The organism is Clostridia bacterium (assembly GCA_017554615.1).
Lineage (GTDB): Bacteria > Bacillota > Clostridia > UMGS1840 > HGM11507 > SIG450.
Window position 1 is genome coordinate 60,406 of sequence record JAFZHY010000026.1, and the last position, 26,371, is coordinate 86,776.

Genomic DNA, 26,371 nt, shown 5'->3' on the forward strand with positions numbered 1-26,371 from the left:
ATGTATAAATACTAACCTCTTAATTTTACAGTAATAAAAATCACTGCCATTATAACATTAACTATTACAAAACGCATTGTGTTATTATTTTTTATGTTTGATTTAAAAAGATAAATACCGATATTACCTGTAAGAACTGCACCTAAAAATGCAAGGATATAATAAAATAAGCCATAATGCACTTTACTTAAGCCACATACTGCAAGAATAAAATTTTTACTTAATAAAACAAAAGTCCAGATAAAAGTTATAAGATATGTAAGTTTTATTGTATAGTCTTTTTTAATTCCGTTTATAAGCCCTGCAAAGTACATAATTCCCACTCCTGAAACTCCGGGAATTAAGCTAAAAATTTTAAAGAATGAAATAATCATCCCGTTAAGCACAGTTTCGTTTCTTTCTTTAAGGCTTTTTTCATTAACCCTTAAAGCCTTTATAAGTAAAAGGGAAGTTACCAAAAACCCTAATGATGCTACATACATATTAAACTGAAACCTTTTTACAAGAAGATAAAATAAAGGTGCTAAAAGAAGTACAAACCCACAAAAAATAAAGGTCAGTGCCATTTTTTTATCTTCTTCTTTTGTGTTTAAATCTAACTTCTTTTCTTTAATATCAGAAAATAAAGAGCCTAAACCGTTTAAAATCTTCGATAAGTCCTTTTTTAAAAAATACCATAACGGTATAAGCACACCGATTTGCATAACAAGGGGAAGGATATAGTCATATCCCTCCTCAGTTATATTTATATTTGTATAGTAAAAGAAAGCGTCAAGACCCTTTTCGGATAAGGGTAATAACATTGAAAAGGCATATGCAATTCCTTTAATTAAAGCATATATATAGACCATTTTCTGTTTACTCCTTTATTTCTTCTACATTATCAGTAATTTGGTTATCAGTTGGTATAGTTATTTCTTCGATCTGTATATTATTTTCTTCTGTATCCGGTATTGTTATTTCTTCGCTTTCCACCTTGTCCACAGGGGTTATAACCTCTTCTTCTAAAGGAGGAGGAACAATTTCTACGGTAGGCTGAATTTCGGGTGTAGGCCCTACTGCGACAATCTGAGTCATAGGGTTATACACATTTGTTCCTAAAGATTCTTCTCTTATAATATTTCCCAAAGAATCTTTTACAACTTTTGTTGCCAAAACCTTGTATCCGTAAGCACCGTTTTGTGTAATTTTTCTCTCGCCTGGTGCAAGTTCAGGGTTTTCCACCTCTTTTTCAGAAAAAGGATAACTTTCCAATACATTGGTATAAAGTTCAACCCTATAGTCATTTTCCTTTTTGCCATAGATAGACACGGTATGCTTTCCGCCCGAAGTATATGTTACGATTTTTATCGGACTGTTCATACTGTTTTCAAACTGAAAATCTATAAGACCGTAAGACACAGTAGCATCAAGACCGTTTCTTACATAAGAAACTGTATAAGAATGGTTACGCCTTTCAACTACTTTTAAGTCTGAATATAAAACTGCATTATAAAGTGCAGACGATACCTGACAAATACCGCCGCCAAGGGCGTCTTCCATGCCCTCTTTTGTATATACTGTTGCGGGTCTAAACCCTGCGGCGCCTGTTCTCGGGCCGACAGTATTGTTATAGGAGAATATATCCTTTGAGTTTAAAACTACTCCGTTTATTTTTGATGCGGCAAGAAAAACATTATGCGACCTTTCTTTATTCTGTGCATTAAAAGTGGTAGTGCATGTTCCAAGAAGGTCAGGGAAAAGTTCACCGTCTAAATCACTGATGTCTACTTCAGGGTAAACTCTTGTTATGGGAACTGAAAATGTTTTTTTTCTAAGATTTAAATTTTCTTCTATATTAGAAATATCTACCAAAACGCCTACTTTCTCAGGAACAACATAGGTAATTCCATCTTTTTCGTAGGTATAGGCATCCTGTGGCTCTACATTTAAGAGTGCGTATATTTCTTTAGCACTCACACTGTCTTTATCTATAATATTTAAGTTTACTTTTCTTTCATCACTTTTTACAGCATTTAATGTATCAGCATAAAATGTATTAAAATCTATTGTAACAAACTTATCCTTTAAGGTAATTTGTGCATAATTTTCTTTAACATCCAATATTACATTATCTATATCCAACCCGTTTGCTTTTGCAAGAGTATTTATTGTTTCTTTAAAAAGGTCAGTATTTTCATTATAAAATTCATAAGGGATAATATCCTTTCTTCCCCTGTAAAGAGTATAATATGCATTTTTAATATTGTTACTGCCTCTGCCCATATTAAAGGCATAGTCTGCAACCTTTTTAAAATCAAAAGTTATACCTGCTTTTGACGGTGCAAAGTAAAAGGTTTTATCCTCATATACTACTTCTATGGGTTTATCAAGTATTGTTTCGCTTTTTTCAAGGATTGATAAGGCTTCTTCTTTAGTAACGCCTCCAATGTTAATATCGCTAAAATACACATTGGATAATATTTTATCGGTTTTTATAAAATTGTTAATATTAACCATGGTAAAAGTTACAAATGCAACCAGACTAAGAAGCATAAAAACAAATACACCAATAACAATTTTTTTAGTTAAACTCATATATTTAATACCTGCCATTTCCAAGCTATAATTTTTATTCTTCTATGAAAAATTTAATAAGTTCCAGACGGAAAAGTGCCCAGTCCCTCCATCCACCCTCTATCTCGGACAAGGTTTTAGAAAGAGTTATAAGTTCATCATAGTCTATTTCTTTATAATCGGTTATTTCATCCTGAGTTGCGTCTTTAATAAGTTCGCCTGAAATTTCATTTATCACAAAGAAATAAGAATAAAATTTTATTACTTCATCTTTATAATAAATAGTATATTCCAAAAGTCCGTGAAAATTATCAATTTCAAACTTTATTCCAAGTTCTTCTTTAACTTCACGGTAAAGCGCATCTATCGCGCTTTCATCAAAATCTATTCCGCCTGTTGGAATTCTGAATGCAGTTTTAGGATATTTTTTAGAGCGTATAACAACATACTTGCCGTTTTTTCGCTTAAGTAAAAAGCCCACTTCTCCACGACGGTTAGTTTCCAGAGTCTTTTTAAAATCGTAAAAATATTTTTCACTGTTAAAATTTAAAACAATACTTTTTACACGGGCGCTTTTATTATACTTAGAAGATAGTTTAACATACTCATTTTCAACAAATTTTTCAAGCATAATATTGCACCCCCCTTTTTAGAATAATTTTTCTTTTATCTTTAAAATTTCAAATTTTACTTTTTCAATATCAATGCTTAAATACTCGCCCTTATCATAAAGAATTTTTCCGCCACAGACGGTAGTTTCCACTTCACAACCTGTTGATGCGTATACAATATTGTTAATAATATTATGATTCGGGTAATGATAGAGTTCATCAGTCTTAAGAATGATAAAATCTGCATCAAACCCTTCTTTTAAAAGCCCTTTTGTTTCTCTTCTTAATGCCTTTGCTCCGTTTAGAGTTGCCATTTTGAGTATTTCTAAAGGCGAAACCAAAGACGGATCGGAATTTTTATTGCACATAAGAAGCGCTGCATAATTAAGTTCTGAAAGCATATTAAGATTATTATTGCTTGATGCTCCGTCTGTGCCTATTGCTATGTTTATTCCGTTTTTTTTATATTTATAAATATCTGCAATACCTGAGCCTAATTTTAAATTACTCTTAGGATTGTGAGCAATATAATGCCCCCTAAGATACTCTAAATCGCTGTCTTTTAAATGAACACAGTGTGCCATTAATGATACATCGTCTAAAAGACCTGTTTCTTTATAAATTTCAACAGGGGTTTTCCCGTATTTTTTTATACAATCGTCTACCTCTGTTTTATTTTCGCTAAGGTGAGAAGTAATTGGCATATTATACTTTTTTGCAATCTTTGATGCATATTTTAAATAGTTATAATCACAGGTATAAACTGCATGAGGAAACATTTCCACCCTTATTAAATCGTCTCCTGCACCGTTATATTTTTCATATAAGTCGATACATTCTTTCATACGGTAATCGTCTGAATAATCGTCTTTATGAAAAAAATTCATAACGCATCTTGAAACATTGGCGTTAAACCCTGCTTCCAGATATGCTTTTACTGCATCTTCCATAAAATAGTAGCAGTCGTTTACCAAAGTTGTGCCGAATCTTAGCATTTCGGCAATTCCGAGCATTGTGCCATAGTAGATATCCTCTTTGCAAAGTTTATCTTCAATGGGAAATATCTTCTCATTAAGCCATTCCTGAAGTCTGTACCCTTCCGAGTAACTTCTAAGAATTGTCATTGCAGTATGGCAGTGAGCATTTGAAAAAGAAGGCATTATGGTTTTACCCTTAACGTCTATCACTTTATCATATTTATAATCTTCGGGTATTTTTGTACCCACAAATTTAATCTTTTTATCACTTGTGCCAAGATATCCGCCTTTTATTACTTGGTCATCGCAAAGGGTAATAATATCGGCATTTTTAAAAAGAATGTTCAACTTTAATCACTCCAGATAACTGTCAATATATCTTTCCTGCTCTTTGGTTAACTTGTCAATGGAAATTCCCATTGTTTTAAGTTTTATACAGGCAACAAATTTATCCAACTCTTCGGGCACATTGTAAACCTTATTTTCCATTTTATCGTAGTTTTCGTTTATATATTTTAAACTAAGCGCCTGAATGGAAAAACTCATATCCATAATTTCTGCAGGATGCCCGTCTCCTGCTGCAAGGTTAACAAGCCTTCCTTCTGCAAGAAGGTTTCTAACCTTACCGTCTTTTCCGAAATAACCTTCAATATTTTCTCTTACAACCTTTTTATATTCGGAAATTTCGTCTAAATCGCCTTTATTTATTTCAACATCAAAATGACCTGCGTTGGCTAATATAACCCCGTCTTTCATATTAAGAAGATGGTCTTTTGTGATAACATCCTTGCAACCTGTTACAGTGATAAACATATCGCCAACCTTTGAAGCCTCATCCATAGACATAACTGAAAAGCCGTCCATAACTGCTTCTATTGCTTTTACAGGGTCAACTTCGCATACAATAACCTTTGCGCCCAGACCTTTTGCTCTTAGGGCTGTGCCTTTTCCGCACCAGCCATATCCTGCAACTACAACATTCTTGCCGCTGACAATTAAGTTGGTTGTACGGTTGATTCCGTCCCATACCGACTGACCTGTACCGTATCTGTTATCAAAAAGATATTTACAGTATGCATCATTGGCAGAAATAACAGGGAATTTAAGTTCCCCTGCTTTTTCTCTTGCTTTAAGCCTTAAAATTCCTGTGGTGGTTTCTTCTGTGCCACCTTTTAGAGATTTTATAAGATGAGGGTATTCTGAATGTATAAGATTGGTTAAATCTCCACCGTCATCCATAATTATATCAGGCTCGTTTGACAGAGCGCCCCTTAAATCTTCAAAATATTCTTCCATGCTCTCGCCATGCTTACCGTATACAGTTATACCATGAACTTCTCTTAAAGCCATAGCCACATCATCCTGAGTGGATAAAGGATTGCACCCTGTGGCAGTAACTATTGCTCCCCCTGCTTTAAGCACGGTTGCAAAATAGGCAGTTTTTGCCTCTAAATGAATACATATGGTAATCTTCTTATTTAAGAAAGGCTTTGTTTTTTCAAAATCTTCTTTGATTGTATTTAGAATGGGCATATTTTTTGATACCCATTCTATTTTATTTTTACCGCTTTCAATCATTTATTTTACCTCTTATTTAAAGTATGAAACACCTGCTTCAAATATCTTCATATCAAACTTACCGTGAATATTCTTGTATAGATTATCGCCTATTCTTTCTGAATGGCCCATTTTACCAAGAATTCTTCCGTCTAAACTTGTTATACCTTCAACAGCAAAGTTTGAACCGTTAGGGTTAGCATATTTTTCATATGTAGGGTTACCCATAGCGTCAACATAGCAGGTAGCAATCTGCCCGTTTTTAACAAGTTCGCTCATAAGTTTATCACTTACTATAAATCTTCCTTCACCGTGGGATAGCGGCACTTTGTAAACATCCCCAACCTTAACATTAGAAAACCAAGGAGATTTATTTGACATAACCTTGATGTCTGCCATTGTGGAAATATGGCGTCCGATAGTGTTATAAGTAAGTGTAGGGCAGGTGTCATCAGTATCTATAACATCGCCGAAAGGAACAAGGCCTAATTTTATAAGCGCCTGGAAACCGTTACAAATACCAAGCATAAGCCCGTCTCTGTTATAAAGCATATCTCTTAATGCTTCTTTAACAAGTTCGTTTCTAAGTGCTGTTGCAATAAATTTACCTGAACCGTCAGGCTCGTCTCCACCTGAGAAACCACCAGGAATCATAACAATCTGAGCATTTTTAATTGCACCTGCAAGTTCTTTTGCAGAGTCTAACACATCTGTCTGTTTAAGGTTTTTAAACACTATAACATCAACATCTGCACCAGCAAGTTCAAATCTCTTTTTAGTGTCATATTCACAGTTTGTGCCAGGGAATACAGGAACAACAACCTTTGGTCTTGCAATTTTTATTTTAGGGCTTGAAACTGTTTTTGTTTCATATAAAGGAATGTCAATTTCCTTTTCTTCGATTTCTTTTGCTGTTTTATAAACTGATTCCAACGGACTTACAAACGCATCGATAAGTTTTTCCAAAGATATTTTTTCGTTTTCTATTTCTACTTCTTTAGTATCAAGTGTGTAACCTATAAGTTTAGCACCTGGAATGTCAGTATCATTATCAACCTCTACGATATAAGAACCGTAACCTGCATTAAAGAGATTATCGCTCATACTAAACTTAAAGCCGATTTTATTACCGAAGCACATTTTAAGAACAGCCTCGCCGACTCCACCCATAGGAACAGCGTATGCAGAGTATGCTTTTTTAGATTTAATAAGGTCATACACCTTTTTACTGATATTTGTAAAGTCGTTAAAGTCAGGTAAGAAACCGTCTTTTTTATTTTCTATAAGTAAAACTTTAGTATTTGTTTTCTTAAATTCAGGAGAAACTATCTCGTCAGTATTTGCAGGGGATACAGCAAAGGAAACAAGAGTAGGAACAACGTCCATATCGTTAAACGAACCACTCATTGAGTCTTTTCCGCCTATCGCCGCAATATTTAATCTTTCCTGTGCAAGGAAAGCACCTAAAAGTGCCTGCATAGGCTCTCCCCATCTTTCCTTGTCATTTCCAAGTTTCTTAAAGTATTCCTGCAGTGTTAAATACACTTTGGAAATATCGCAACCTGTTGCAACAACTCTTGCAATAGAATGAATAATTGCATATACGCCACTGTAAAACGGACTTTTTGAAGCCATTTTATTATCATAACCGTAAGACATAACTGTTGCAGTTTTTGTTTCGCCTTTTTCAAGAGGAATTTTTGCAGCCATTGATTCTGTCGGTGTAAGTTCATATTTTCCGCCAAAAGGCATTAAAACTGTATTTGCGCCGATAGTGGAGTCAAACATTTCTCCAAGGCCTTTTTGCATACAAACATTAAGGTCGGATAAAAGTGCAACAAATTTTTCTTCATATGTTTTATATGATGAAAGGTTAATGCTTTCAAAAATATTATCACATTTATTCGCTTTAATTAAGACATCGGTTTCTCTTCTTCCACCGTTGGAATTTAAGAATTCTCTTGAAATGTCAACAATTTTGTCTCCCTGCCAGAAAAGTCTTAATCTCTTTTCCTTAGTAACAGTTGCAACAACTGTTGCTTCAATGTTTTCTTTTCCTGCTTCTTCTATCATTTTTTCTTTATCTGAGTCTCTTACAACAACAGCCATTCTTTCCTGAGATTCGGAAATTGCAAGTTCTGTACCGTCTAAACCTGCATATTTTTTAGGCACATTGTCAAGATTGATTAAAAGACCGTCTGCAAGTTCGCCGATAGCAACAGATACACCACCTGCACCAAAGTCGTTACATCTTCTTATAAGTCTTGTAACTTCAGGTTTTCTGAATAATCTCTGAAGTTTTCTTTCTTCAGGAGGGTTACCTTTCTGAACTTCTGCGCCGCAGTTTTCTAAAGATTTATCTGTGTGCGCTTTGGAAGAACCTGTTGCACCGCCGCAACCGTCTCTTCCTGTTTTGCCACCAAGAAGAACAACAACATCGCCAGGCTCAGGAACTTCTCTTATAACATTGCTCTTTGGAGCAGCAGCAATAACTGCACCGATTTCAAGCCTTTTTGCCTTGTATGATTCATCATATATTTCTCTTACCAGACCTGTTGCAAGACCTATCTGGTTACCGTATGAACTGTAACCTGCTGCAGCAGTTTTAGAGATTTTTCTTTGTGGAAGTTTTCCAGGCAAAGTTTCTTTTAGAGGAACACGAGGGTCTCCGCTTCCTGTAACTCTCATTGCCTGATAAACATATGAACGACCTGAAAGCGGGTCTCTTATCGCACCGCCAAGACAGGTAGCAGCACCACCAAAAGGTTCAATTTCAGTAGGGTGATTATGGGTTTCGTTTTTAAACATTACAAGCCATTTTTCATCCTTACCGTCAATATCAACATCAACTTCTATTGAACAGGCATTTATTTCTTCTGATTCGTCAAGATTTTTAAGAACGCCTTTTTTCTTTAAGTCTTTGGTTGCAAGAGTAGCAATATCCATAAAGCACATATCTTTAGGAGTTCTTCCTGCATATACTGTATCTCTTGTTTTAATATATTCTAAAAATGCAGCCTTAACAACTTCATCTTCTATTTCAACATTTTTAAGTTCAGTAGCAAATGTGGTATGACGGCAGTGGTCAGACCAGTATGTATCTATCATTTTAAGTTCGGTAACTGTTGGGTTTCTTTTTTCTTCATTCTTAAAATAGTTCTGACAGAACTTAATATCTGAAATATCAAATGCAAAACCGTTTTCGTCAAGGAATTTTTTTAAACTTACTTCGTCAAGTTCAATAAACCCTTCCACAGTTTTAACCTTTTTAGGCTCAGGAAGTTCCATATCTAAAGTTTTTGGAATTTCCAAAGACGCTTCTCTTGATTCGATAGGGTTTATAATATATTTTTTAATCGCTTCTATTTCTTCGCAAGTTACTTCAGGGTTAATAGCATATACCTTTGCAGCACGGACAACAGGTTTTTCCCCTCCGGTTAAAATCTGGATACACTGGGCTGCAGAATCTGCTCTCTGGTCAAACTGGCCAGGTAAAAGTTCGGTAGCAAACACTTTGTATCCTGATAAATCAACACTTTCGCTAACATTGTCAACCTGTGGCTCGGAAAGAATTGTGTTCTTTGCTTTTTCCAAAGTTTTTTCATCAAGTGATGAAATATCATATCTTACAAGTATTCTTAATTCTTTAAGGCTTAAGATAGATAAATTTTCCTTAATATCTCTAAAAAGCGATGACGCTTCAACATCAAACCCCTTTTTCTTTTCTGAATAAACTCTTGAAATACTCATTTTAAAAATCCCTCTCTATAAATTATGTAATATATTTTCTGTTTCTTCTTTTGTAATTGTGGTTAATTTATGAAATTCTTTTGTAAGCGCAGTTTCAAGCATTTCCTTTGCTCTTTCATTTTCGCCTCTTTTAATAAGCACAAGGGCAAAGTTGTAATACGCTTCAGGAAAAGCAGGTTCTTTTTCAATAAGAGTTTCATAAACTTTATAAGCCTCGTCAATCTCATCGTTTAAGTAATAAGACTGGCCAAGATTATCTAAGATAGTGTTATGGTCGCTGTTATACTCATAAGCCTCTTTATTAAAGTTAACTGCATTTTCAGAAGTTTCTAAAATATTAAAAAGATAACCTAATGTGCAGTACATATTTGTATTTTTATAATTTTCATAAACGGTTGTCATAGCCTCTTTGGCTTCTTCTATTTCCCCTTCTTTAAAAAGAATAAGGGCATTTATGGCTTTTGCCTCGTAATAAACGTTTCTGGTAATCTTCTCATTAAGTATCCACATTACCATTTTCTTTGCTTTTTTTATATCTCCGTATTTAAGTTCGCAAAATGCGTATCTTAATTTGGTCATAAAATCTATTTTTTTATGATATGCCGCCTTTTCAAAAAGCCTTAAGCCTTCTTCTAATTTCCCCTCGCCGATTAAGGAGGAGGCTTTTAGAATGTACAGGTATTTATACTTAGGCACAACATTTAAAAGTATGAAAAAAAGTATAAACACTAAAATAAATTGCCACATTTTCAAACTGTCCTTTCTCTTTTGTGAACACAGTGATACATTATAACATACTAATTATACTACAAAGATAACTTAATTTCAACATTTTTTACTTTAAAATATGTCATATTTTAGATAAATTTTGTTTGAATTTTTATACTTTTTGTGTTATAATATCCTCTGTATAAATTAAACGGAAAATATCTTTATATAAACAAAGGAGATTTTAGCAAATGATTCATTATTATCAACTGTTCGGGCTTAATATTGTGCTTGATATCAACAGCGGAAGCGTTCACATTGTTGACGATTTATCTTACGATATAATTAAATTTAACATTAAAGATTTATCTGAACCTACCGATGAGATGTACGATAAAATAAATGCAAAAAAAGAAGAGATTGACGAAGCGTTTTTTGAACTTAAATCTCTTCAGGAAAAAGGGGAACTTTACTCTGAAGATTATCTTACAATAGATGACATTAAGAAATTCAGAATAAACCCTCCTGTTAAAGCGTTATGCCTACATATCTGCCACGACTGTAACTTAAGATGCAAATACTGTTTTGCAGAAACAGGTTCTTTCCATGGGCAAAGAAGTATGATGTCTAAAGAAGTAGGGCTTTCGGCTATTGATTTTGTTATAAAAAATTCAGGCAAGAGAAAGAATATTGAAATAGACTTTTTTGGCGGAGAGCCTTTAATGAATTTTGATGTTGTAAAAGATATTGTAAAATACGCAGACGAACAGGGCAAAATTTATGGTAAAAACTTTAGATATACTCTTACCACAAACGGTATGCTTTTAAATGACGAAATTATTGATTATCTTAATACTCATATGAGCAATATCGTTTTAAGTTTAGACGGTACAAAAGAAACGAACGACTTTTTAAGACCTGATATCAACAAACAGGGAAGTTATGATAAAATAGTTGATAACTACCTAAAAATTGCGAAATTAAGAAATCAGGATAACTACTATGTAAGAGGTACATTTACTGCGCATAACTTAAACTTTGCAAAGGATATTCTCCACATTGCAGACCTTGGCTTTTTGCAGACATCAATGGAGCCTGTTGTTTTATCGAAAACTCATCCTCTTGCAATTAAAGAAGAGCATCTTGACACTGTAAAAAAAGAATATGAAATTCTTGCTAAGGAATATATAGAAAGAATCAAGAATAAAAAAGGCTTTAACTTCTTCCACTTTATGATAGATTTAGAGCAGGGCCCATGCGTTATAAAAAGAGTTTCAGGTTGTGGTGCAGGAAGCGAATATGTCGCAGTTACACCTACCGGAGATATTTACCCTTGCCACCGTTTTGCAGGGGAGACAGAATATAAAATGGGCGATGTATTTACAGGCATTCAAAGAGAAGACTTAAAAGAATTATTTATAAACGACAATGTTTATTCCAAAAAAGACTGTCAGAATTGTTTTGCTAAATTCTACTGCAGCGGCGGTTGCCACGCAAATAATATCTTAATTGAAAAGGATATTGACACTCCGTATAAAATCGGATGTGAAATGGAGAAAAAGAGAGTAGAATGTGCTATTGCCATTAAGGCAGTTTTAGCATCGGAAAGTTAACTTCGGAGGAAAATATGGTTATCGGCATTATGGGTTATTCCGGCTCGGGAAAATCTACTTTTGCAAAAGAAATGGAAAATCTTGGCGCATATGTTATAGATGCAGACAAGATTGGGAAAGATATATTAGAAGTGGGTACCCCTGCTTATAAAGAAGTGGTGGCTTATTTTGGCGATTCCATTTTAGAAAAAAACAAAAGTATAAACCGAAAAAAACTTGGCCAAACAGTATTTTCAGATAAAGATAAGTTAGAAATTTTAAATAAAATTACCTGGGAAGAAATCGATAAAATAATTACTAAAAAAGTTAATGAAAGTAACAATAAGGTTATTATTATAGACTGCCCTCTTTTATACAAGGTTTCGTCTTATAACTTATGCGACGAGGTAATTTTTATAAACTCTAAAGAAGAAGAACTTATTGAAAGAATAGTAAAAAGAGACAATATAGATAAAGAAACTGCAAAAAACAGACTTAACAGTCAGAAAGACGATGAATTTTTAAAAAAAGCGACTATGGTTATAGAAAATAACGGTCTTTCTTACTTAAAAATAAAAGCAAAATCTCTTATGGAAGGATGGCTAAAATGACAAGCAATATAAATTTACTTTTAAAAAAGGAAAAAGGGTATGATAAACCCAATACAACCGAGAGAAAAAAGATAACCGATTTTTGCGAGGGCTATAAAGAATTTATAGGCAGAGCAAAGACAGAGAGAGTGTTTATAAAAGATACTGTTAAACTGCTTGAAGATAACGGTTTTAAAAAGTTTGACAGAGGATATGAACTTAAAAAAGGCGATAAAATATATTTTGAAAACCGTGGCAGAGCGTTAATTGCCGCAATTATAGGCGAGAAATCACTTAGCGAGGGTGTGAATTTAGTTGGCGCACACGTTGATTCTCCGCGTCTTGACTTAAAGCCTGTTCCTTTATTTGAATCAGAGGGGCAGTTATATATTAAAACCCACTATTACGGGGGAATTAAAAAATATCAATGGCCGATAATTCCTCTTTCAATGTTTGGAACTTGTATATTAAAGAATGGAAAAAGCGTTGACATTGTTATAGGCGAAGATAAGGACGACCCTGTTTTTGTTATTACAGATATTCTTCCGCACCTTGGAAACGCACAATATAAAAAGCCTGTAAGCGAAATGATACACCCTGAGCAGTTGAATGCTATCGGTGCTACAATTCCTTATGATGATGCTGATGCGAAAGAAAAAGTGAAATTAAACTTTTTAAAAATACTAAATAAGAAATATTCCATTACGGAAGAAGACCTTATATCTTCGGAAATTACCCTTGTGCCTAACCTTTCTCCAAAAGATGCAGCACTTGACAGAAGCCTTGTTGCAGCGTACGGTCAGGATGACAGGGTGTGTGCATATACCGGTCTTATGGCTCTTATTAACTCTAAAAAATCTAATAAAACAAGTATGCTTTTATTATCAGATAAAGAAGAAGTGGGTTCTATGGGTAATACCGGTATGAAATCTAATTTCTTTGAATTTACTCTTGAGGAATTATGTGAAAAAGAGGGTGTGAAATTAAGAGATGCTCTTACAAACACCGAATGTTTATCTGCCGATGTTTGTGCGGCATATGACCCAAACTTCCCTGAAGTTTTTGAAAAGAACAATTCTGTATTTTTAAACGGTGGAGTGGCACTGATGAAATATTCAGGCTCAAGAGGAAAATCTGGCACATCGGATGCAAGTGCAGAGTTTGTGGGCAAAATAAGAAGTATTTTTGATAAAGCAAATGTAAAATGGCAGATTGGAGAACTTGGCAAAACTGACGAGGGAGGCGGCGGCACAATAGCGCAGTTTGTTGCAAACTTAGGCTGTGAAGTTATAGACTGCGGTGTTGCTCTTTTATCCATGCACTCTCCATATGAGGTTGCGGCAAAATACGATATTTATATGGCATATAAAGCATATAAGGCATTTTACGAAGCATAAAAAACGGAGGAATATATGAAATCAGGGTTTATAAGCGTTGTAGGAAGAACAAACGCAGGAAAATCAACATTGGTTAACTCTTTAATAGGGGAAAAAATTGCAATTATCTCCAACAAGCCTCAGACTACAAGATACAGAATTATGGGGATAAGAACAACTAAAGATTCTCAAATTGTGTTTACAGATACTCCGGGAATTCATAACCCTAAAACACGATTGGGAGATTTTATGATAAACGAGGCAAAAGAATCTTTAAACGATACTGATGCTGCCCTTTTAGTTGTTGAGCCTGTCTCAAATGTTGGTAAAAGCGAAGAAAAAATAATAGAAACTTTGAAAAACTTAAATATTCCCACAATTCTTGTAATAAATAAAATTGATACCATAAAAAAAGAAGATTTGTTCCCTATAATAGAAAAGTATTCAAAGGCTTATGATTTTGAATCTATCATTCCTGTCAGCGCAAAAACCAAAGACGGAATGGAAATTCTTTTAAAGGAAATAGATAAATACCTTGTTGAAGGGCCTATGTTCTTCCCTGAAGATATGGTAACCGACTCGCCGATAAAACAAAGAATTTCAGAAATAGTAAGAGAAAAACTTTTATGGGCGCTTGATAAGGAAATTCCTCACGGGATAGCAATAGAAGTATCTACACTAAAAGAAGATGATAAAAAGGTTAACCTTGATGTTGTTATCTACTGCGAAAAACAGTCGCATAAAGGAATTATAATCGGTAAAGGCGGAGAACAACTTAAAAATGTAGGAATAAAATCAAGATATGATATAGAAAATCTGTTAGGGAAAAAAGTATTTCTTAACCTTTGGGTTAAAGTAAAAGAAGGCTGGAGAGACAGTACCATGCTTCTTAAAAATTTTGGTTTTTCCGAATTGCAGTAAAAAAAAGCCTGAAATGTGTTACACATTTCAGGCTTTATTTTTTTAAATTAATGATTAAGTTCTGATGCCGCAATTTTTCTTGTATGTTTTGTATGCGACCATTCTTTATTATTCTTTCTTATTACACCGACAACTGCGATAGGAAGCCAGGTGTAAGCATAAAGCATATATGGTATATAATAGAACATCATTTTCTTGGTAAGTTTGCCCTCTGTAAATAAAATTATCGGAGTCAGTAAGAACTGGCCAAGAATTATTGCGTTCCATAAATAAGGCGGAATAGCAAAGTTGGTTAAGAACCACATTCCAAGTTGCGGATAGAACAATTTAACAAAAGAAACTGTGGTAATAATAAGCAGTAAAATCAAAAGAGTTGGCTGAAGAAGATATATTATACAGTCAAATGCTAAAATATCTTTTTCTTTAACTGCCTTTTTAAAAAGAGACGGAATAAATCTTGATGCAACGTCTGCATGGCCCTGCATCCATCTTGTTCTCTGCTTAAATGACTGGACAAGTGTAAGAGGTTTTTCATCGTAAACTATGGCTTCTTTAGCATAGCCGACTGAAATACCGCTTAATACAAGCTGCATAGTAAATTCCATATCTTCTGCAAGACAGGTTGCGCTCCATCCGTATTCTTTTATAACTGATGTTGCAACTGCAAAGCCTGTTCCTGAAATCTGGTTGGATAAGCCAAGATTACTTCTTGCAGACTGGTATACCTTATTAAGGAACCAGAATGAAATTGCATAAGATGCTGTTATCCATGTATCATTAGGGTTTTTTGTGTCTATATATCCCTGAACTGCTTTATAACCCTGATTAAATTTAACATTCATTTCTTTTAAGAAATTTTTATGAACTATATTATCGGCATCAAATACGCAGATAGCATCATATTCTTTTTCCATCTTAAAAATTCTTTCAAACATCCAGTTTAAAGCGTAGCCTTTTCCTCTTTCAGTCTGAGAAAATCTTTCGTGAACATCTGCTCCGTGCTGTCTTGCGATTTCGGCAGTAGAATCGTTGCAGTTATCAGCAATAACAAAGATATCATACAAATCTTTGTCATAATCTACATCCACTAAACTGTCAACAATCTCAGCAACAACCTGCTCTTCATTATGAGCAGCAACTACCATTGCAAATCTGTGCTTCTTATCTGTAAGCACTTTGGCCCTATTATCGCCGATATATGCAAATATCCCTACAAGAATATGATATAGCCCGATAGTAATAACAAAAAGCTGTATCAGTATGGATAAACTATAAATCACTATATTCATTTTGGTACCCTGACCTTTCTGATTTATATATTAGAGTTTATTTTTTCGATTAGACTTCATACTAACCCATTCCACACCAATATACTACATTTTTTATAATATTTCAAGTGTTTTTAATAAAAAAAAGTGATTTGAACAAACCATTGACTTTTATACTTAAAACATAGTAAAATATTTGTATAATCTAAGATTTATAAGGAGATTTTTCTATGAATTATAAAGAAAAATTTATTGAGATTTACAAAAAATACATAACCCGTGAGGGAAGCGATGCGCTTCTTAATTATCTTTTATCTGACAGTTGCGATTTTTTTACAGCACCTGCAAGTACGAGATACCACCTCTCCTGCGAAGAGGGGCTTTTAATACACAGCCTTAATGTTTACGAATGTTTAAAGGAATATTTAAACAGGCCTTTCGTTAAGGAAAAATTTAATTTAAACTATTCAGACGAAACTATTGCAATAGTTTCTCTTCTTCACGATTTATGTAAAATAAACTGTTATAAAAAAGGTTTTAGAAATGTAAAGGACGAAACAGGCAAATGGGTACAGGTGCCCACCTATGAATTTGACGATTCTTTGCCTTACGGTCATGGGGAAAAATCGGTTTATATTATTACAGGGTTTTTAAAACTTACAAGAGAAGAAGCCTTTGCAATAAGATATCATATGGGTTATTCTTCGGTTGAAGATGCAAGAAATGTATCAAAAGCATTTGCAGATTACCCTCTGTCCTTTTTATTATCTACTGCAGATATGGAAGCAACATTTTTACTGGAGCAATAATTATGGATATTTTAACAAAATTAAGAGAAAAGATAATAGAATACGGAGCATTTGATGTAGGCTTTTTTAATGATAGTTTCAAAGGCTTTGAAAACGGAATTTCATTTTATGTTAAAATGTCGTCTGCTATATTAGAAGAAATTTATGAGTCGCCTACATATACTTATTTTCATCATTACAGAACGGTTAACGCTCTTATTGATAATATCGCACTAAAGACAGGTATATTTTTAGAAAAGAACGGTTATTCCTACTTTTGCGTACCTGCATCTCAGACTGTTAACGGTCATGATTCTTATGAGGGTATATATTCACATAAAAAAGGTGCAGTGCTTAGTGGGTTAGGATATGTTGGTAAAAGCGGACTTTTTATAAGCAAAAATCATGGCTCTATGATAAGGCTTGGCACAGTTTTTACATCTCTTCCTTTAAATGCACAAAATAAAATAGCAGAAAACGAGTGCGGAAACTGCAGAATTTGTATAAACAAATGCCCTGCAATGGCGCTTAGCGAATCAGGAATAGACAGGAAAAGTTGCTCTGATTATATGAAAAAAGCCTTTCAACATATTGGAAGAGGGTCAGTATGCGGGATATGTATAAAGGAATGCCCCAAAAATAAATTAAAATAGAGGGATGTTAAAAATGCCTGGAACGCAAAAAGCAAATTATATTAAATATTTAAATATTCATAATGTTCAAAGTAATAGTAAAAAGGTAAAGATTTTTAAAAATAAAAATCTTTGGAATTAAAAACTTTTTGCTATGAACAAACTTAGCCACTCGCTGTATTTAATACTGCTTCGGGTAACCCAAAGTAAAACTTTGGCTAAGTTTGCCCATTCCAAACATTTTTACCTATCCCCCCCTAAAAATAGATTGAAATAGAGGGATGTTAAAAAAAGAGGTGCTTAAAAAGATAAACTTTTTAAACACCCAAAAAACATTTGTTTTAACTGACTTGACAACTATGTTGTCAATTCATTCCCTATTTTACTTCATATTCCTTTAATTCACTAATTAAGTTTTCGCAGTTGTCAGAATAGATATTTAATTTGATTTCTTTTGATAAATCAAGAGAGAAAATACCCATAATTGATTTTGCGTCTACCACATATCTGTCAGATACAAGGTCAATATCAAAATCATATTTACTTACAGTATTAACAAATTTTTTAACATCAACAATTGAGTTTAGTAAAACTTTAAATTCTTTCATTTTATAATCCTCCTTAATTTTTGGGTTGATTTATTCTTTACTTTGATGTTACAATATCTTTAGAAAATAGTCAAGAGATTAAGTCTTTTTTAATATAAATTTAACATTTAGAAAGGCAGTAGAAGATGAAAATAGGTTTTTGCACATTAGGTTGCAAAGTTAATCAGTATGAAACTGAGGCTATAAAAGAATTATTTTTAAATAACGGATGGGAAATCGGGGAATTTTCCGACTTTTGCGATGCGTATTTAATTAACACTTGTACTGTTACTCATCTTAGCGACAGAAAATCAAGGCAGATGATAAGAAGAGCCAACAGTAAAAATCCAGATGCAGTTATTGCAGTATGCGGTTGTTACGCCCAGATGTCGCCTTTAGAGGTAGAAGAAATTGAGGGTGTAGATATAGTTATCGGCACAAAAAATAAATTAAAAGCCTATGAACTTATAGTTAACAAAGTGCGTTCTAATATAGTTTGCCCTGTTGAAAAGGAAGACTATGAAGATATGGAGATTACTCTTTTTGAGTCTAAAACAAGGGCGATAATCAAGGCACAGGACGGATGCAATAATTTTTGCGCTTATTGTATTATACCTTATGCAAGGGGCAGGATAAGAAGCAGAAATTTAGAAAGCATTTATAACGAATGTGTAAGACTTTCGCAAAACGGGTTTTTAGAAGTTGTACTTGCGGGAATTCATATCTGCTCCTACGGAAAAGATTTAGAAAACACCAATTTAATTACACTTCTTACAAAAATTCACGAAATTGACAAGATTAAAAGAATAAGACTAAGTTCCATTGAGCCTAACGCATTTACAGACGAATTTATAGATGCTTTAAAAAATCTTCCAAAGGTTTGTCATCACTTTCATATTTCCTTACAAAGCGGTTGCGATGAAACTTTAAAAAGAATGAACAGAAGGTATGACACTGATCTTTATAAATCGATATGCGAAAAACTTATAAAAGAATTTAGCGACAGTGCGATTACTACCGATTTAATCGTAGGGTTCCCCGGGGAAGACGAAGAAGAATTTAACAAAACTCTAAATTTTATAAAAGAAATACCTTTTTATCAGATTCATACATTTAAATATTCCAAAAGAGAGGGCACAAAGGCTGCAGGTATGGAAAATCAGGTGCCATCTTTTATAAAGGATGAAAGAAGCAAGAAAGTTTTAAAAATTTCTAAAGAAAAATCGGCAGAATTTGAAAAATCATATATAGGAAAAGAAGTAGAAATTCTTACCGAAACCATCAGTGCCAACGGAATGTATATGGGGCATACATCTAACTATCTTCCTGTTTATATAAATTCAAAGGAAGATATTAAAGATAAATTAATAAAAGTAAAAATAACCCATTATGAAGATAATATGCTTATGGGAGAAATAATAAATAAGGAGAATCAGTTATGACACTTGAAACACTAAGAGCCGATATGATAAAGGCTATGAAAGAAAAAGATAAGTTCTTAAAGGATGTTGTATCCAGCCTTATTGCAGCAATTAAAAAAGTTGCAATAGATGAGGGCGTTAGAGAAGATATCAAAGAAGAACTTGTTGACAGAGTTATTTTAAAAGAATTAAAAACAGCAAAGGAACAGATTGATACCTGCCCTGATGAAAGAGCAGAGTTAAAAGAAGAATATCAGAAAAGATATGATATAATTTCAACCTATGCTCCAAAACAACTTTCAGAAGACGAAATAATAAAAATTATTACCGAAAAATTTAGAGCAGAAATTGAAACTAAAAATAAAGGTATAATTATGAAAGCAGTTATGGGCGAGTTAAAGGGTAAGGCAGACGGAAAACTTATAAATCAGGTAGTAGCAAAATTAACTCAGTAATTTATTTTAAAAAAGGACCGTTTAATTTTTAAACAGTCCTTTTTTTATGTCATACTTTTTTAACATCTTAATTATTTGGCATTTCGTCTTAGTTCATTCCATTTATACACTCTGTCGCCCTTAACCATATAAGCATTTTTTGAAATTCTTGCAAGAGGGGAGTCAGAATAAGAGTCAGAATAAAAATTTTCTATTTCCTTATTGCATACAGCCCTAAATCTTCTTACCTTTTCACTTCCCCAGCAGTTAAGTCCGTCATATTTGCCTGTAAATTTATCCACCCTTGATGCCTCAAGGTATTTAATACCTGCCAAATCACACATAGGCTTTACAAGAAACTCAGGAGAAGCAGAAATAACCATATCATCCTCTGCCTGAATATCATAATACCAACTCTTGAAATTAGCCCTGTGAATTTTCCAGAATTCTTCTAAATGTGCATCAATATTATCTATATCTTTAAAAAATGTATAAAACTTTTCTTTAAACTGGGTTTTATTTATAGCATGAAAAATAAACTTTATAAAATTATACCCCTGCATAGGAAGATATTTAATAATTTTAGGGTTTTTCTTTAATGTAAAGAAATAAAAATCTCTTGTACTGTCCCCTTTATAAATAGTATTGTCAAAATCGTAAACATTCATATTTATTACCTGCTTATGTAAAAATTACGGGTTGTAACAAAATAATTGATACAACCCTGTTTTTTTAAATATAATTAAGCGGATTTAATGCTCTTCCGTTTAACCTTATTTCAAAATGAAGATGCGGACCAGTAGATCTTCCTGTATTTCCGAGTCTGCCTATCATTTCCCCTTTTGCAACTTTCTGACCGTTATATACGCTTATGGAATCAAGATGCGCATAATAAGTAACATATCCGTTTCCGTGGTTGATTTTTACTAACTTTCCGTATCCATCACTCCATCCGGCAAATGAAACTGTGCCACCGTCAGCAGCGTAAATCGGAGTACCTGTTGTACCGCCTAAATCAAGCCCCTCATGGAAACCTCTGCTTCTGTTTCCGTAACGCGAAGTGATAACACCTGACCTGAAAGGATGAAGAAAAGTACCCGTTGCCATATAAGCAGGGCGCTTTTTAGTCCCGACTTTAACCTCTTTTGCAACAGGCTCTTTTAAAACAAGTTCGCTTGTTGCTATTTTCTCGGTAACTATACCGTTTTCCTTGTATATATCATAGTCAACTTCTTTTTCACCGTATATACCGTCAGATACCACTATTGTAATACCTGTGTACTGCGAGGCATCTTTTGTAGAATTTGTTTCGTATGCTATTTTTTCAACTGCCTTTTGTGTTTCTAAAGTTCTTACTGCAATTAAAGGTGTAGTATCTGAAACATTAAGTTTTTTACCTATCTGAAGATTGTTTTCAGTAACATCAGGGTTTAACTCAAATATTTTTTTAACAGTTGTGCCACGCATTTCGGCAATTTCAGAGATTGTTTCGCCCTCTGAAACGATATGGGTTTTAAGACCGCCCACAGGTGTTTTTATTTCTTTTAACGCTTCCTCTATTGTCCTGACACTGCTGTTTGGCACTCTTGTAGAAATAACTTCAACATTTCTGTTAAAGGCTACATCAAGAGTATCTTCGGTTGTATATTCGTTTTTATAATCGTCTAATATTTTATTTGCTTCATCAAAAGTTTTAAGCGCTGTAACAAGCACACCGTCTGCATATATTCCGTACGCATCAACTCTTCCGTCATATACTGATGAAATAGCATTTTTAGCACATTCATAGTTCTGGAAATTTTCCTTATTGGAAATAACAAAGCCCACTTTAACATCTTTTTTATCTGAAATTCCCATTAAGTCAAGGGACTCATTTGAAGATTCATAAGCACTGAGTGCTTCAACTTTTGTACGGGTAATGGCAACAACCTTGCCCTCGCATATAATACTGTATCCAAAATCTAAATCGGAAGAAATTACTGATGCAAGTAAAATCAGGGCACACATACAAAGTGATATACCGTTGATTTTTGCAAAGTCTATAGAGGATAAAAACTCCCCTGCTTTTTTACTGCCGATAATTTTTGTGAAAGTATCTTTTATGTTTTTAATAAATGCTTTTATATCAAAATTTCTTATTTTTTTAAATGTAAGTACTGTGTTTTTTATAAAAACCTTTGATTTGTCTTTTATATTTATTTTTTTAATTGATTTTAAAATGTTGCTGCATTTAATCTTTAAGTTAACTTTATTAACCTTTAATAAGTTACTTTTAAGAAAGTTTTTAGTTTCTCTAAAGGCCTTAATTAAAGTTTCCTTCAGTTTACTTAACAAACAACCGCCACCTTTCTTTTTATATTATTACCATATAGTTACTAAATAATTACAAAAATATTTCATACTGCCATTCTACTACAATATTTTAAAAAAATCAACCCCTTTTTATCATTTAGAGGTGTTTATAAAAATATAATTTACAAGGTGAGTATGATGATAGAAAGAATTTATAATTATTTTAAAGGGTATGTAACATTAAGGATAACCTTAAATCAGCCGGAGAGATTTTTAAATATGTTAATAATAAATAACATATATTTATGGGATTTAAAAAGGGTCTCTCCAAATGAAATTATACTAAGCACTTCGGTATACGGATTTAAAAAAATGAGAAAAATAATATATGAGGTAAAAGCAAAGGTAAAGGTTATTAAAAAATGCGGTTTTTTTCAGTTTAAAAAGAAAGTTCTTAATAAAAAAATCATATTGTCAGGGTTTATTTTATCGACGGTATTTATTTTATTTTTAAGTTCGCTTATACTGGATATAAAAATAATCGGCAGTCTGTCTTATAGCGATGAGGAAATTTTAGAAAAACTTAAAGAAATTGACTTGCAAAAATTTCAGTTTAGAAGTAATATAGATAGTGATAAAATATCAGTTAAACTGATAAACGACTTTGATAAAATATCCTGGGTGGGAGTTTATGAAGAAGGTTCTAAACTCACAATAGAAATAAAGGAAAGAGATATTCCGCCCAAAATGGTTGAAAAAGATATTCCCTGCCATATTACAGCGCGTAAAGACGGGGTAATAAAGTCGATGAATATTACAAACGGCGAACCTTTAGTAAAATTAAATGATGTGGTAGTAAAAGGGCAGATTTTAGTATCCGGCGTACTTAATACCAAGTATGACGGGTTAAGGTTTGTTCATTCTATGGCAGATATAACTGCTAACACCTGGTGGGAAGATTCGCTTAATGTTAAATTATATGAATATAATAAAAATTATACAGGAAAAAGAACAAAAACACATTCCGTAAGATTATTTTCAAAAGAAATTGATTTATCATTCGGAAGAATAATACCGTACTATAATTATGACGAAGATGTAAAAAGACGGGTTTTCGGTTTTTCCGAGTTCAATACAAGAATTTTTAGTGAATATACTCTGTCAAAAAAACCGATAAAGGAAGAAGAAGCAGTAAAAAGAGGAAAAGAAGCGTTAATGAACGAACTTTATAAAAATTTTAATAAAGAAGAAATTCAGGATGTTTCATTCACTTTAGAGCCGATAGATAAAGAAACGATAAATGTAAAAATATTTGCCAATATATATGAAAATATTGCTGAACAAATGATAATAAGAAAGGAAAACACAGATGGCTGAGATTTTGGTTGAGGCTTATTCATTAGAGGGGATAAGCAATCTCTTTGGAAATTTTGATTTTAATATCCGTTTAATAGAAAAGGAATATAATGTTAAAATCACCAACAGGGACACTTTGATAAAAATAGAAGGGGATAATGCCGAAAAAGCAAAGAAACTTATAATGGAACTTCTTATTCTTGCGTCAAAAAAAGAAGTTATAGACGAGCAGAAAATAAGAAGTATGATAGATGCGATAGAGAGTAACACCGAAGATTATATCCGCAACTTGTCTGACGACTGTATATGCCATACTGCATCGGGAACTCCTATTAAGCCTAAAACCATAGGGCAGAAAAACTATGTTGAAGCAATAAAGAACAATATTATTACAGTAGGCGTAGGCCCTGCAGGAACAGGTAAAACCTATCTTGCAGTTGCAATGGCAGTTGTTGCCTTTAAGAAAAAAGAAATAAACAGAATTATTCTTACCCGTCCTGCTGTTGAAGCGGGGGAAAGTTTAGGCTTTTTACCGGGCGATTTACAAGAAAAGGTTGACCCTTATTTAAGACCGTTATATGATGCTCTTTTTGAAATGTTAGGCGGAGAAAATTTTACTTTATATCAGGAAAAGGGTATGATAGAGGTTGCCCCTTTGGCATATATGAGAGGAAGAACTCTTGACAACAGTTTTATAATTCTTGACGAAGCGCAGAACACCACTAAAGAACAGATGAAAATGTTTTTAACAAGAATTGGTTTTAACTCAAAAGCAGTTATAACAGGGGATATAACCCAGATAGACCTGCCGCACGGTAAAGTATCAGGGCTTAAAGACGCTATAAGAATAATTAAAAATATTGAAGATATAGAAGTTTTTAACCTTACTGACCGTGATGTAGTAAGGCATCCGTTAATTCAGAAGATTATAAAAGCATATGAAAGGGCGGACAGTAAAAAATGAATTATATAGACTTAAGTATAGGCGAAGGTGTCAGTTTTAAAAAAGAGCAGGAAGATATAATTTACGATATTGTAAATAAGGTTTGTGATGAAGAAAAACTGCCTTTTGATATTTATCTTTCTGTTATAGTGGTAAGTAAAGAAGAAATAAGAAAAATTAACCTTGAGCAAAGAAATATTGATAAGCCAACTGATGTTTTATCCTTTCCAAGTCTTAATTTTAGTAAAGATTATAAACTTTTAGATAAGATAGACAAAAAAGACTTAGACCCTCAATACAATGCTGTATTCTTAGGGGATATGGTAATCTGCTATGATAAAATTATAGAACAGGCAGAAGAATACGGTCATTCAAAGGAAAGAGAACTTTCTTACCTTACCGTTCACTCCATGTATCATCTTTTAGGCTATGACCATGAAGATTTGCAAATGAAAAAAGATATGAGATTAAAAGAGGAGAAAATTCTTTCATTATGAATTTAATTAAACATTTTATTACTGTTACAAAACACAGGCATCTTGTTTTTATTCATACCATAAAAGCAGGAATACCTTTCAGGGGTATTCTTCACGATTTGTCAAAATACAGTCCGTCAGAATTTTTTACAGGGGTTAAATATTATATGGGAACAAGAAGCCCTAATGACAAAGAGCGTAAAACATACGGTTATTCAAAAGCGTGGATGCATCATAAAGGAAGAAATAAACACCATTTTGAATACTGGACAGATTATCTTCCCGGCACTAAACTTTTAACGCCTGTTAAAATGCCTGTTAAATATGTAAAGGAAATGATTTGCGACCGTATAGCAGCAAGTAAAATATATAACGGTAAAAATTATAACGATTCTATGCCCTTAGAATATTTTTATAAAGGTGTAGGGCAAAGGCAGATGCACCCTGAAACATCAGACCTTCTTGAAAAGGTGCTTATAATGTTAAAGGATAAGGGCGAAGAAGAAACATTTAAATACATAAGAAATCTTAAGGAGTACTAAAATGGATAAAATATACGGAAGAAACCCCGTATCTGAACTTATTAAATCTGGTGGGGATATTGATAAAATATATGTTAATAAAGAACTTATAGACGGTTCTTTAAGGGGAATTTTAAATAAGGCAAAGGACAGAAAAATAATTATCTCATACTGCACAAGAGAAAAACTTGACGAAATGTGCGAAACTACCAAACATCAGGGTATAATGGCACTTGTTCCGCAGACAGAATATGTTGAAATCTCTGATATATTAGATTATGCTCAAAAAAAAGGAGAGCCTCCTTTTATATTTATACTTGATGAAATAGAAGACCCTCATAATTTAGGCGCAATTATAAGAACTGCGAATGTGTGTGGAGCGCATGGAGTTATAATTCCGAAAAGAAGAAGTGCAACGGTTAACGCAACTGTGGCAAAAGCATCTGCAGGAGCAGTTTCAACCACTCTTATTGCAAGGGTTAATAACATAACAAATGCAATAAACGAACTTAAAAAGAATAATGTGTGGGTTTACGGAATGGAAGCAGACGGAGATAAAATGTATTATGAGCATGACCTTAAGGGAAGTATTGCAATAGTAGTCGGCTCCGAGGGGTTTGGTATGTCAGACCTTGTAAGAAAATCTTGCGATTTTACCGTTAAAATTCCTGTTATGGGTACGGTTAACTCACTTAATGCATCAGTTGCAACAGGGGTTGTAGCGTTTGAGGCACTACGCCAAAGACTTATATAGTCTGGAACGCAAAAAGGCTGATAATGTTAATTATTAAGATATTTATAATTAAAGTGGGTGGTGTTTAAAAAATTAAACACCGCCCTTTTTAAGTAGATAGGTAAAAATGTCTGGAATGGATAGTGCAGTAGTACTCGAACACCATATGGTTTTAAAATATAAATTATGTTTCATATTGCAGAAATCTCTTCAGATATACAAAAGTATTATCCTTGATATTTCTTTATCTGAAACAAAATTTCTTGTTTTAAAACTCTTCGA

General features: G+C 33.4%; 24 protein-coding genes. 13 read left to right on the plus strand and 11 right to left on the minus strand.

Annotated features, from left to right (window positions below; all coding sequences use genetic code 11):
- Positions 1-11 precede the first annotated feature (11 nt).
- The 7 genes from IKZ35_06105 to IKZ35_06135 are packed head-to-tail and all read right to left on the minus strand — an operon-like array spanning position 12 to position 10,198.
- Complete coding sequence (locus IKZ35_06105; protein ID MBR4893529.1) at positions 12-851, minus strand: hypothetical protein; 840 nt, start codon at positions 849-851, stop codon at positions 12-14.
- Between the two features lie 7 nt (positions 852-858).
- On the minus strand, positions 859-2,577 hold the full coding sequence (locus tag IKZ35_06110) for a VanW family protein (protein ID MBR4893530.1): 1,719 nt from the start codon (positions 2,575-2,577) through the stop codon (positions 859-861).
- Positions 2,578-2,611: 34 nt separating this feature from the next.
- A complete protein-coding gene (locus IKZ35_06115) occupies positions 2,612-3,187 on the minus strand; it encodes an NUDIX hydrolase (protein MBR4893531.1) in 576 nt (191 codons plus the stop codon).
- Positions 3,188-3,205: 18 nt separating this feature from the next.
- Entirely contained in the window at positions 3,206-4,492 is a 1,287-nt protein-coding gene (locus IKZ35_06120; GenBank protein ID MBR4893532.1) for an amidohydrolase, read from the minus strand.
- Positions 4,493-4,498: 6 nt separating this feature from the next.
- Positions 4,499-5,722 (minus strand): adenosylhomocysteinase, encoded by a 1,224-nt coding sequence (locus IKZ35_06125; GenBank protein ID MBR4893533.1) that lies wholly within the window; start codon positions 5,720-5,722, stop codon positions 4,499-4,501.
- Positions 5,723-5,734: 12 nt separating this feature from the next.
- Positions 5,735-9,451 carry a phosphoribosylformylglycinamidine synthase gene (locus IKZ35_06130; GenBank protein ID MBR4893534.1) on the minus strand — a complete coding sequence of 1,239 codons (3,717 nt, stop codon included), beginning with the start codon at positions 9,449-9,451 and terminating at the stop codon, positions 5,735-5,737.
- Positions 9,452-9,466: 15 nt separating this feature from the next.
- Positions 9,467-10,198 (minus strand): tetratricopeptide repeat protein, encoded by a 732-nt coding sequence (locus IKZ35_06135; protein MBR4893535.1) that lies wholly within the window; start codon positions 10,196-10,198, stop codon positions 9,467-9,469.
- Positions 10,199-10,410: 212 nt separating this feature from the next.
- Here IKZ35_06135 and scfB point away from each other — a divergent pair, with 212 nt between their 5' ends.
- Genes scfB through era form a run of 4 tightly spaced genes read left to right on the plus strand, consistent with a single transcriptional unit; the run spans position 10,411 to position 14,638 of the window.
- On the plus strand, positions 10,411-11,772 hold the full coding sequence (gene scfB / locus IKZ35_06140; protein ID MBR4893536.1) for a thioether cross-link-forming SCIFF peptide maturase: 1,362 nt from the start codon (positions 10,411-10,413) through the stop codon (positions 11,770-11,772).
- 14 nt (positions 11,773-11,786) lie between these two features.
- Positions 11,787-12,362 carry a dephospho-CoA kinase gene (locus IKZ35_06145; GenBank protein ID MBR4893537.1) on the plus strand — a complete coding sequence of 192 codons (576 nt, stop codon included), beginning with the start codon at positions 11,787-11,789 and terminating at the stop codon, positions 12,360-12,362.
- The gene (locus IKZ35_06150; GenBank protein MBR4893538.1) at positions 12,350-13,738 is read left to right on the plus strand and encodes an aminopeptidase; all 1,389 of its coding nucleotides are present in this window, start codon (positions 12,350-12,352) and stop codon (positions 13,736-13,738) included. The genes IKZ35_06145 and IKZ35_06150 overlap by 13 nt, the downstream gene beginning before the upstream one ends.
- A 15-nt stretch (positions 13,739-13,753) precedes the next feature.
- The gene (gene era / locus IKZ35_06155; protein MBR4893539.1) at positions 13,754-14,638 is read left to right on the plus strand and encodes a GTPase Era; all 885 of its coding nucleotides are present in this window, start codon (positions 13,754-13,756) and stop codon (positions 14,636-14,638) included.
- Positions 14,639-14,685: 47 nt separating this feature from the next.
- On the opposite strand, the gene IKZ35_06160 is transcribed toward era, so the two are convergent.
- Complete coding sequence (locus tag IKZ35_06160; GenBank protein MBR4893540.1) at positions 14,686-15,927, minus strand: glycosyltransferase family 2 protein; 1,242 nt, start codon at positions 15,925-15,927, stop codon at positions 14,686-14,688.
- 209 nt (positions 15,928-16,136) lie between these two features.
- On the opposite strand from IKZ35_06160, the gene IKZ35_06165 reads away from it, so the two are divergent.
- Both IKZ35_06165 and IKZ35_06170 read left to right on the plus strand, forming a co-directional pair.
- Complete coding sequence (locus tag IKZ35_06165; GenBank protein ID MBR4893541.1) at positions 16,137-16,715, plus strand: hydrolase; 579 nt, start codon at positions 16,137-16,139, stop codon at positions 16,713-16,715.
- Between the two features lie 2 nt (positions 16,716-16,717).
- Positions 16,718-17,347 carry an epoxyqueuosine reductase gene (locus IKZ35_06170; protein MBR4893542.1) on the plus strand — a complete coding sequence of 210 codons (630 nt, stop codon included), beginning with the start codon at positions 16,718-16,720 and terminating at the stop codon, positions 17,345-17,347.
- A gap of 356 nt (positions 17,348-17,703) precedes the next feature.
- On the opposite strand, the gene IKZ35_06175 is transcribed toward IKZ35_06170, so the two are convergent.
- Complete coding sequence (locus IKZ35_06175) at positions 17,704-17,934, minus strand: HPr family phosphocarrier protein (protein MBR4893543.1); 231 nt, start codon at positions 17,932-17,934, stop codon at positions 17,704-17,706.
- A gap of 125 nt (positions 17,935-18,059) precedes the next feature.
- On the opposite strand from IKZ35_06175, the gene mtaB reads away from it, so the two are divergent.
- Together mtaB and IKZ35_06185 are read left to right on the plus strand one after the other, a co-directional pair.
- On the plus strand, positions 18,060-19,355 hold the full coding sequence (mtaB, locus tag IKZ35_06180; protein ID MBR4893544.1) for a tRNA (N(6)-L-threonylcarbamoyladenosine(37)-C(2))-methylthiotransferase MtaB: 1,296 nt from the start codon (positions 18,060-18,062) through the stop codon (positions 19,353-19,355).
- On the plus strand, positions 19,352-19,789 hold the full coding sequence (locus IKZ35_06185) for a GatB/YqeY domain-containing protein (GenBank protein ID MBR4893545.1): 438 nt from the start codon (positions 19,352-19,354) through the stop codon (positions 19,787-19,789). Before mtaB ends, IKZ35_06185 begins: the two co-directional genes overlap by 4 nt.
- 71 nt (positions 19,790-19,860) lie before the next feature.
- On the opposite strand, the gene IKZ35_06190 is transcribed toward IKZ35_06185, so the two are convergent.
- Both IKZ35_06190 and IKZ35_06195 read right to left on the minus strand, forming a co-directional pair.
- Positions 19,861-20,436, minus strand: a complete 576-nt coding sequence (locus IKZ35_06190) for an HAD-IB family phosphatase (GenBank protein ID MBR4893546.1) — start codon at positions 20,434-20,436, stop codon at positions 19,861-19,863.
- A 64-nt stretch (positions 20,437-20,500) separates the two neighbouring features.
- A complete protein-coding gene (locus tag IKZ35_06195) occupies positions 20,501-22,102 on the minus strand; it encodes a peptidoglycan DD-metalloendopeptidase family protein (protein ID MBR4893547.1) in 1,602 nt (533 codons plus the stop codon).
- Positions 22,103-22,258: 156 nt separating this feature from the next.
- Between IKZ35_06195 and yqfD the strand changes: the two genes are divergently transcribed.
- From yqfD to rlmB, 5 genes are read left to right on the plus strand one after another with little or no spacing between them, the layout of a single operon-like run.
- On the plus strand, positions 22,259-23,437 hold the full coding sequence (gene yqfD, locus IKZ35_06200; protein ID MBR4893548.1) for a sporulation protein YqfD: 1,179 nt from the start codon (positions 22,259-22,261) through the stop codon (positions 23,435-23,437).
- Complete coding sequence (locus tag IKZ35_06205; GenBank protein ID MBR4893549.1) at positions 23,430-24,380, plus strand: PhoH family protein; 951 nt, start codon at positions 23,430-23,432, stop codon at positions 24,378-24,380. The genes yqfD and IKZ35_06205 overlap by 8 nt, the downstream gene beginning before the upstream one ends.
- A complete protein-coding gene (gene ybeY / locus IKZ35_06210) occupies positions 24,377-24,856 on the plus strand; it encodes an rRNA maturation RNase YbeY (GenBank protein ID MBR4893550.1) in 480 nt (159 codons plus the stop codon). The genes IKZ35_06205 and ybeY overlap by 4 nt, the downstream gene beginning before the upstream one ends.
- Positions 24,853-25,377, plus strand: coding sequence for a catalase (locus tag IKZ35_06215; protein MBR4893551.1), 525 nt, complete (start codon positions 24,853-24,855; stop codon positions 25,375-25,377). Before ybeY ends, IKZ35_06215 begins: the two co-directional genes overlap by 4 nt.
- 1 nt (position 25,378) lies before the next feature.
- Complete coding sequence (gene rlmB, locus IKZ35_06220) at positions 25,379-26,110, plus strand: 23S rRNA (guanosine(2251)-2'-O)-methyltransferase RlmB (protein MBR4893552.1); 732 nt, start codon at positions 25,379-25,381, stop codon at positions 26,108-26,110.
- The last annotated feature ends 261 nt before the right edge of the window (positions 26,111-26,371 follow it).

What these genes read in the sequence shown, in the direction of transcription:
- IKZ35_06105 (MBR4893529.1), bottom strand. Translation starts at nt 851, where the DNA reads ATGGTCTATATATATGCTTTAATTAAAGGAATTGCATATGCCTTTTCA.
- IKZ35_06110 (MBR4893530.1), bottom strand. Translation starts at nt 2,577, where the DNA reads ATGAGTTTAACTAAAAAAATTGTTATTGGTGTATTTGTTTTTATGCTT.
- IKZ35_06115 (MBR4893531.1), bottom strand. Translation starts at nt 3,187, where the DNA reads ATGCTTGAAAAATTTGTTGAAAATGAGTATGTTAAACTATCTTCTAAG.
- IKZ35_06125 (MBR4893533.1), bottom strand. Translation starts at nt 5,722, where the DNA reads ATGATTGAAAGCGGTAAAAATAAAATAGAATGGGTATCAAAAAATATG.
- IKZ35_06130 (MBR4893534.1), bottom strand. Translation starts at nt 9,451, where the DNA reads ATGAGTATTTCAAGAGTTTATTCAGAAAAGAAAAAGGGGTTTGATGTT.
- IKZ35_06135 (MBR4893535.1), bottom strand. Translation starts at nt 10,198, where the DNA reads ATGTGGCAATTTATTTTAGTGTTTATACTTTTTTTCATACTTTTAAAT.
- scfB (MBR4893536.1), top strand. Translation starts at nt 10,411, where the DNA reads ATGATTCATTATTATCAACTGTTCGGGCTTAATATTGTGCTTGATATC.
- IKZ35_06145 (MBR4893537.1), top strand. Translation starts at nt 11,787, where the DNA reads ATGGTTATCGGCATTATGGGTTATTCCGGCTCGGGAAAATCTACTTTT.
- IKZ35_06150 (MBR4893538.1), top strand. Translation starts at nt 12,350, where the DNA reads ATGGCTAAAATGACAAGCAATATAAATTTACTTTTAAAAAAGGAAAAA.
- era (MBR4893539.1), top strand. Translation starts at nt 13,754, where the DNA reads ATGAAATCAGGGTTTATAAGCGTTGTAGGAAGAACAAACGCAGGAAAA.
- IKZ35_06160 (MBR4893540.1), bottom strand. Translation starts at nt 15,927, where the DNA reads ATGAATATAGTGATTTATAGTTTATCCATACTGATACAGCTTTTTGTT.
- IKZ35_06165 (MBR4893541.1), top strand. Translation starts at nt 16,137, where the DNA reads ATGAATTATAAAGAAAAATTTATTGAGATTTACAAAAAATACATAACC.
- IKZ35_06170 (MBR4893542.1), top strand. Translation starts at nt 16,718, where the DNA reads ATGGATATTTTAACAAAATTAAGAGAAAAGATAATAGAATACGGAGCA.
- IKZ35_06175 (MBR4893543.1), bottom strand. Translation starts at nt 17,934, where the DNA reads ATGAAAGAATTTAAAGTTTTACTAAACTCAATTGTTGATGTTAAAAAA.
- mtaB (MBR4893544.1), top strand. Translation starts at nt 18,060, where the DNA reads ATGAAAATAGGTTTTTGCACATTAGGTTGCAAAGTTAATCAGTATGAA.
- IKZ35_06185 (MBR4893545.1), top strand. Translation starts at nt 19,352, where the DNA reads ATGACACTTGAAACACTAAGAGCCGATATGATAAAGGCTATGAAAGAA.
- IKZ35_06190 (MBR4893546.1), bottom strand. Translation starts at nt 20,436, where the DNA reads ATGAATGTTTACGATTTTGACAATACTATTTATAAAGGGGACAGTACA.
- yqfD (MBR4893548.1), top strand. Translation starts at nt 22,259, where the DNA reads ATGATAGAAAGAATTTATAATTATTTTAAAGGGTATGTAACATTAAGG.
- IKZ35_06205 (MBR4893549.1), top strand. Translation starts at nt 23,430, where the DNA reads ATGGCTGAGATTTTGGTTGAGGCTTATTCATTAGAGGGGATAAGCAAT.
- ybeY (MBR4893550.1), top strand. Translation starts at nt 24,377, where the DNA reads ATGAATTATATAGACTTAAGTATAGGCGAAGGTGTCAGTTTTAAAAAA.
- IKZ35_06215 (MBR4893551.1), top strand. Translation starts at nt 24,853, where the DNA reads ATGAATTTAATTAAACATTTTATTACTGTTACAAAACACAGGCATCTT.
- rlmB (MBR4893552.1), top strand. Translation starts at nt 25,379, where the DNA reads ATGGATAAAATATACGGAAGAAACCCCGTATCTGAACTTATTAAATCT.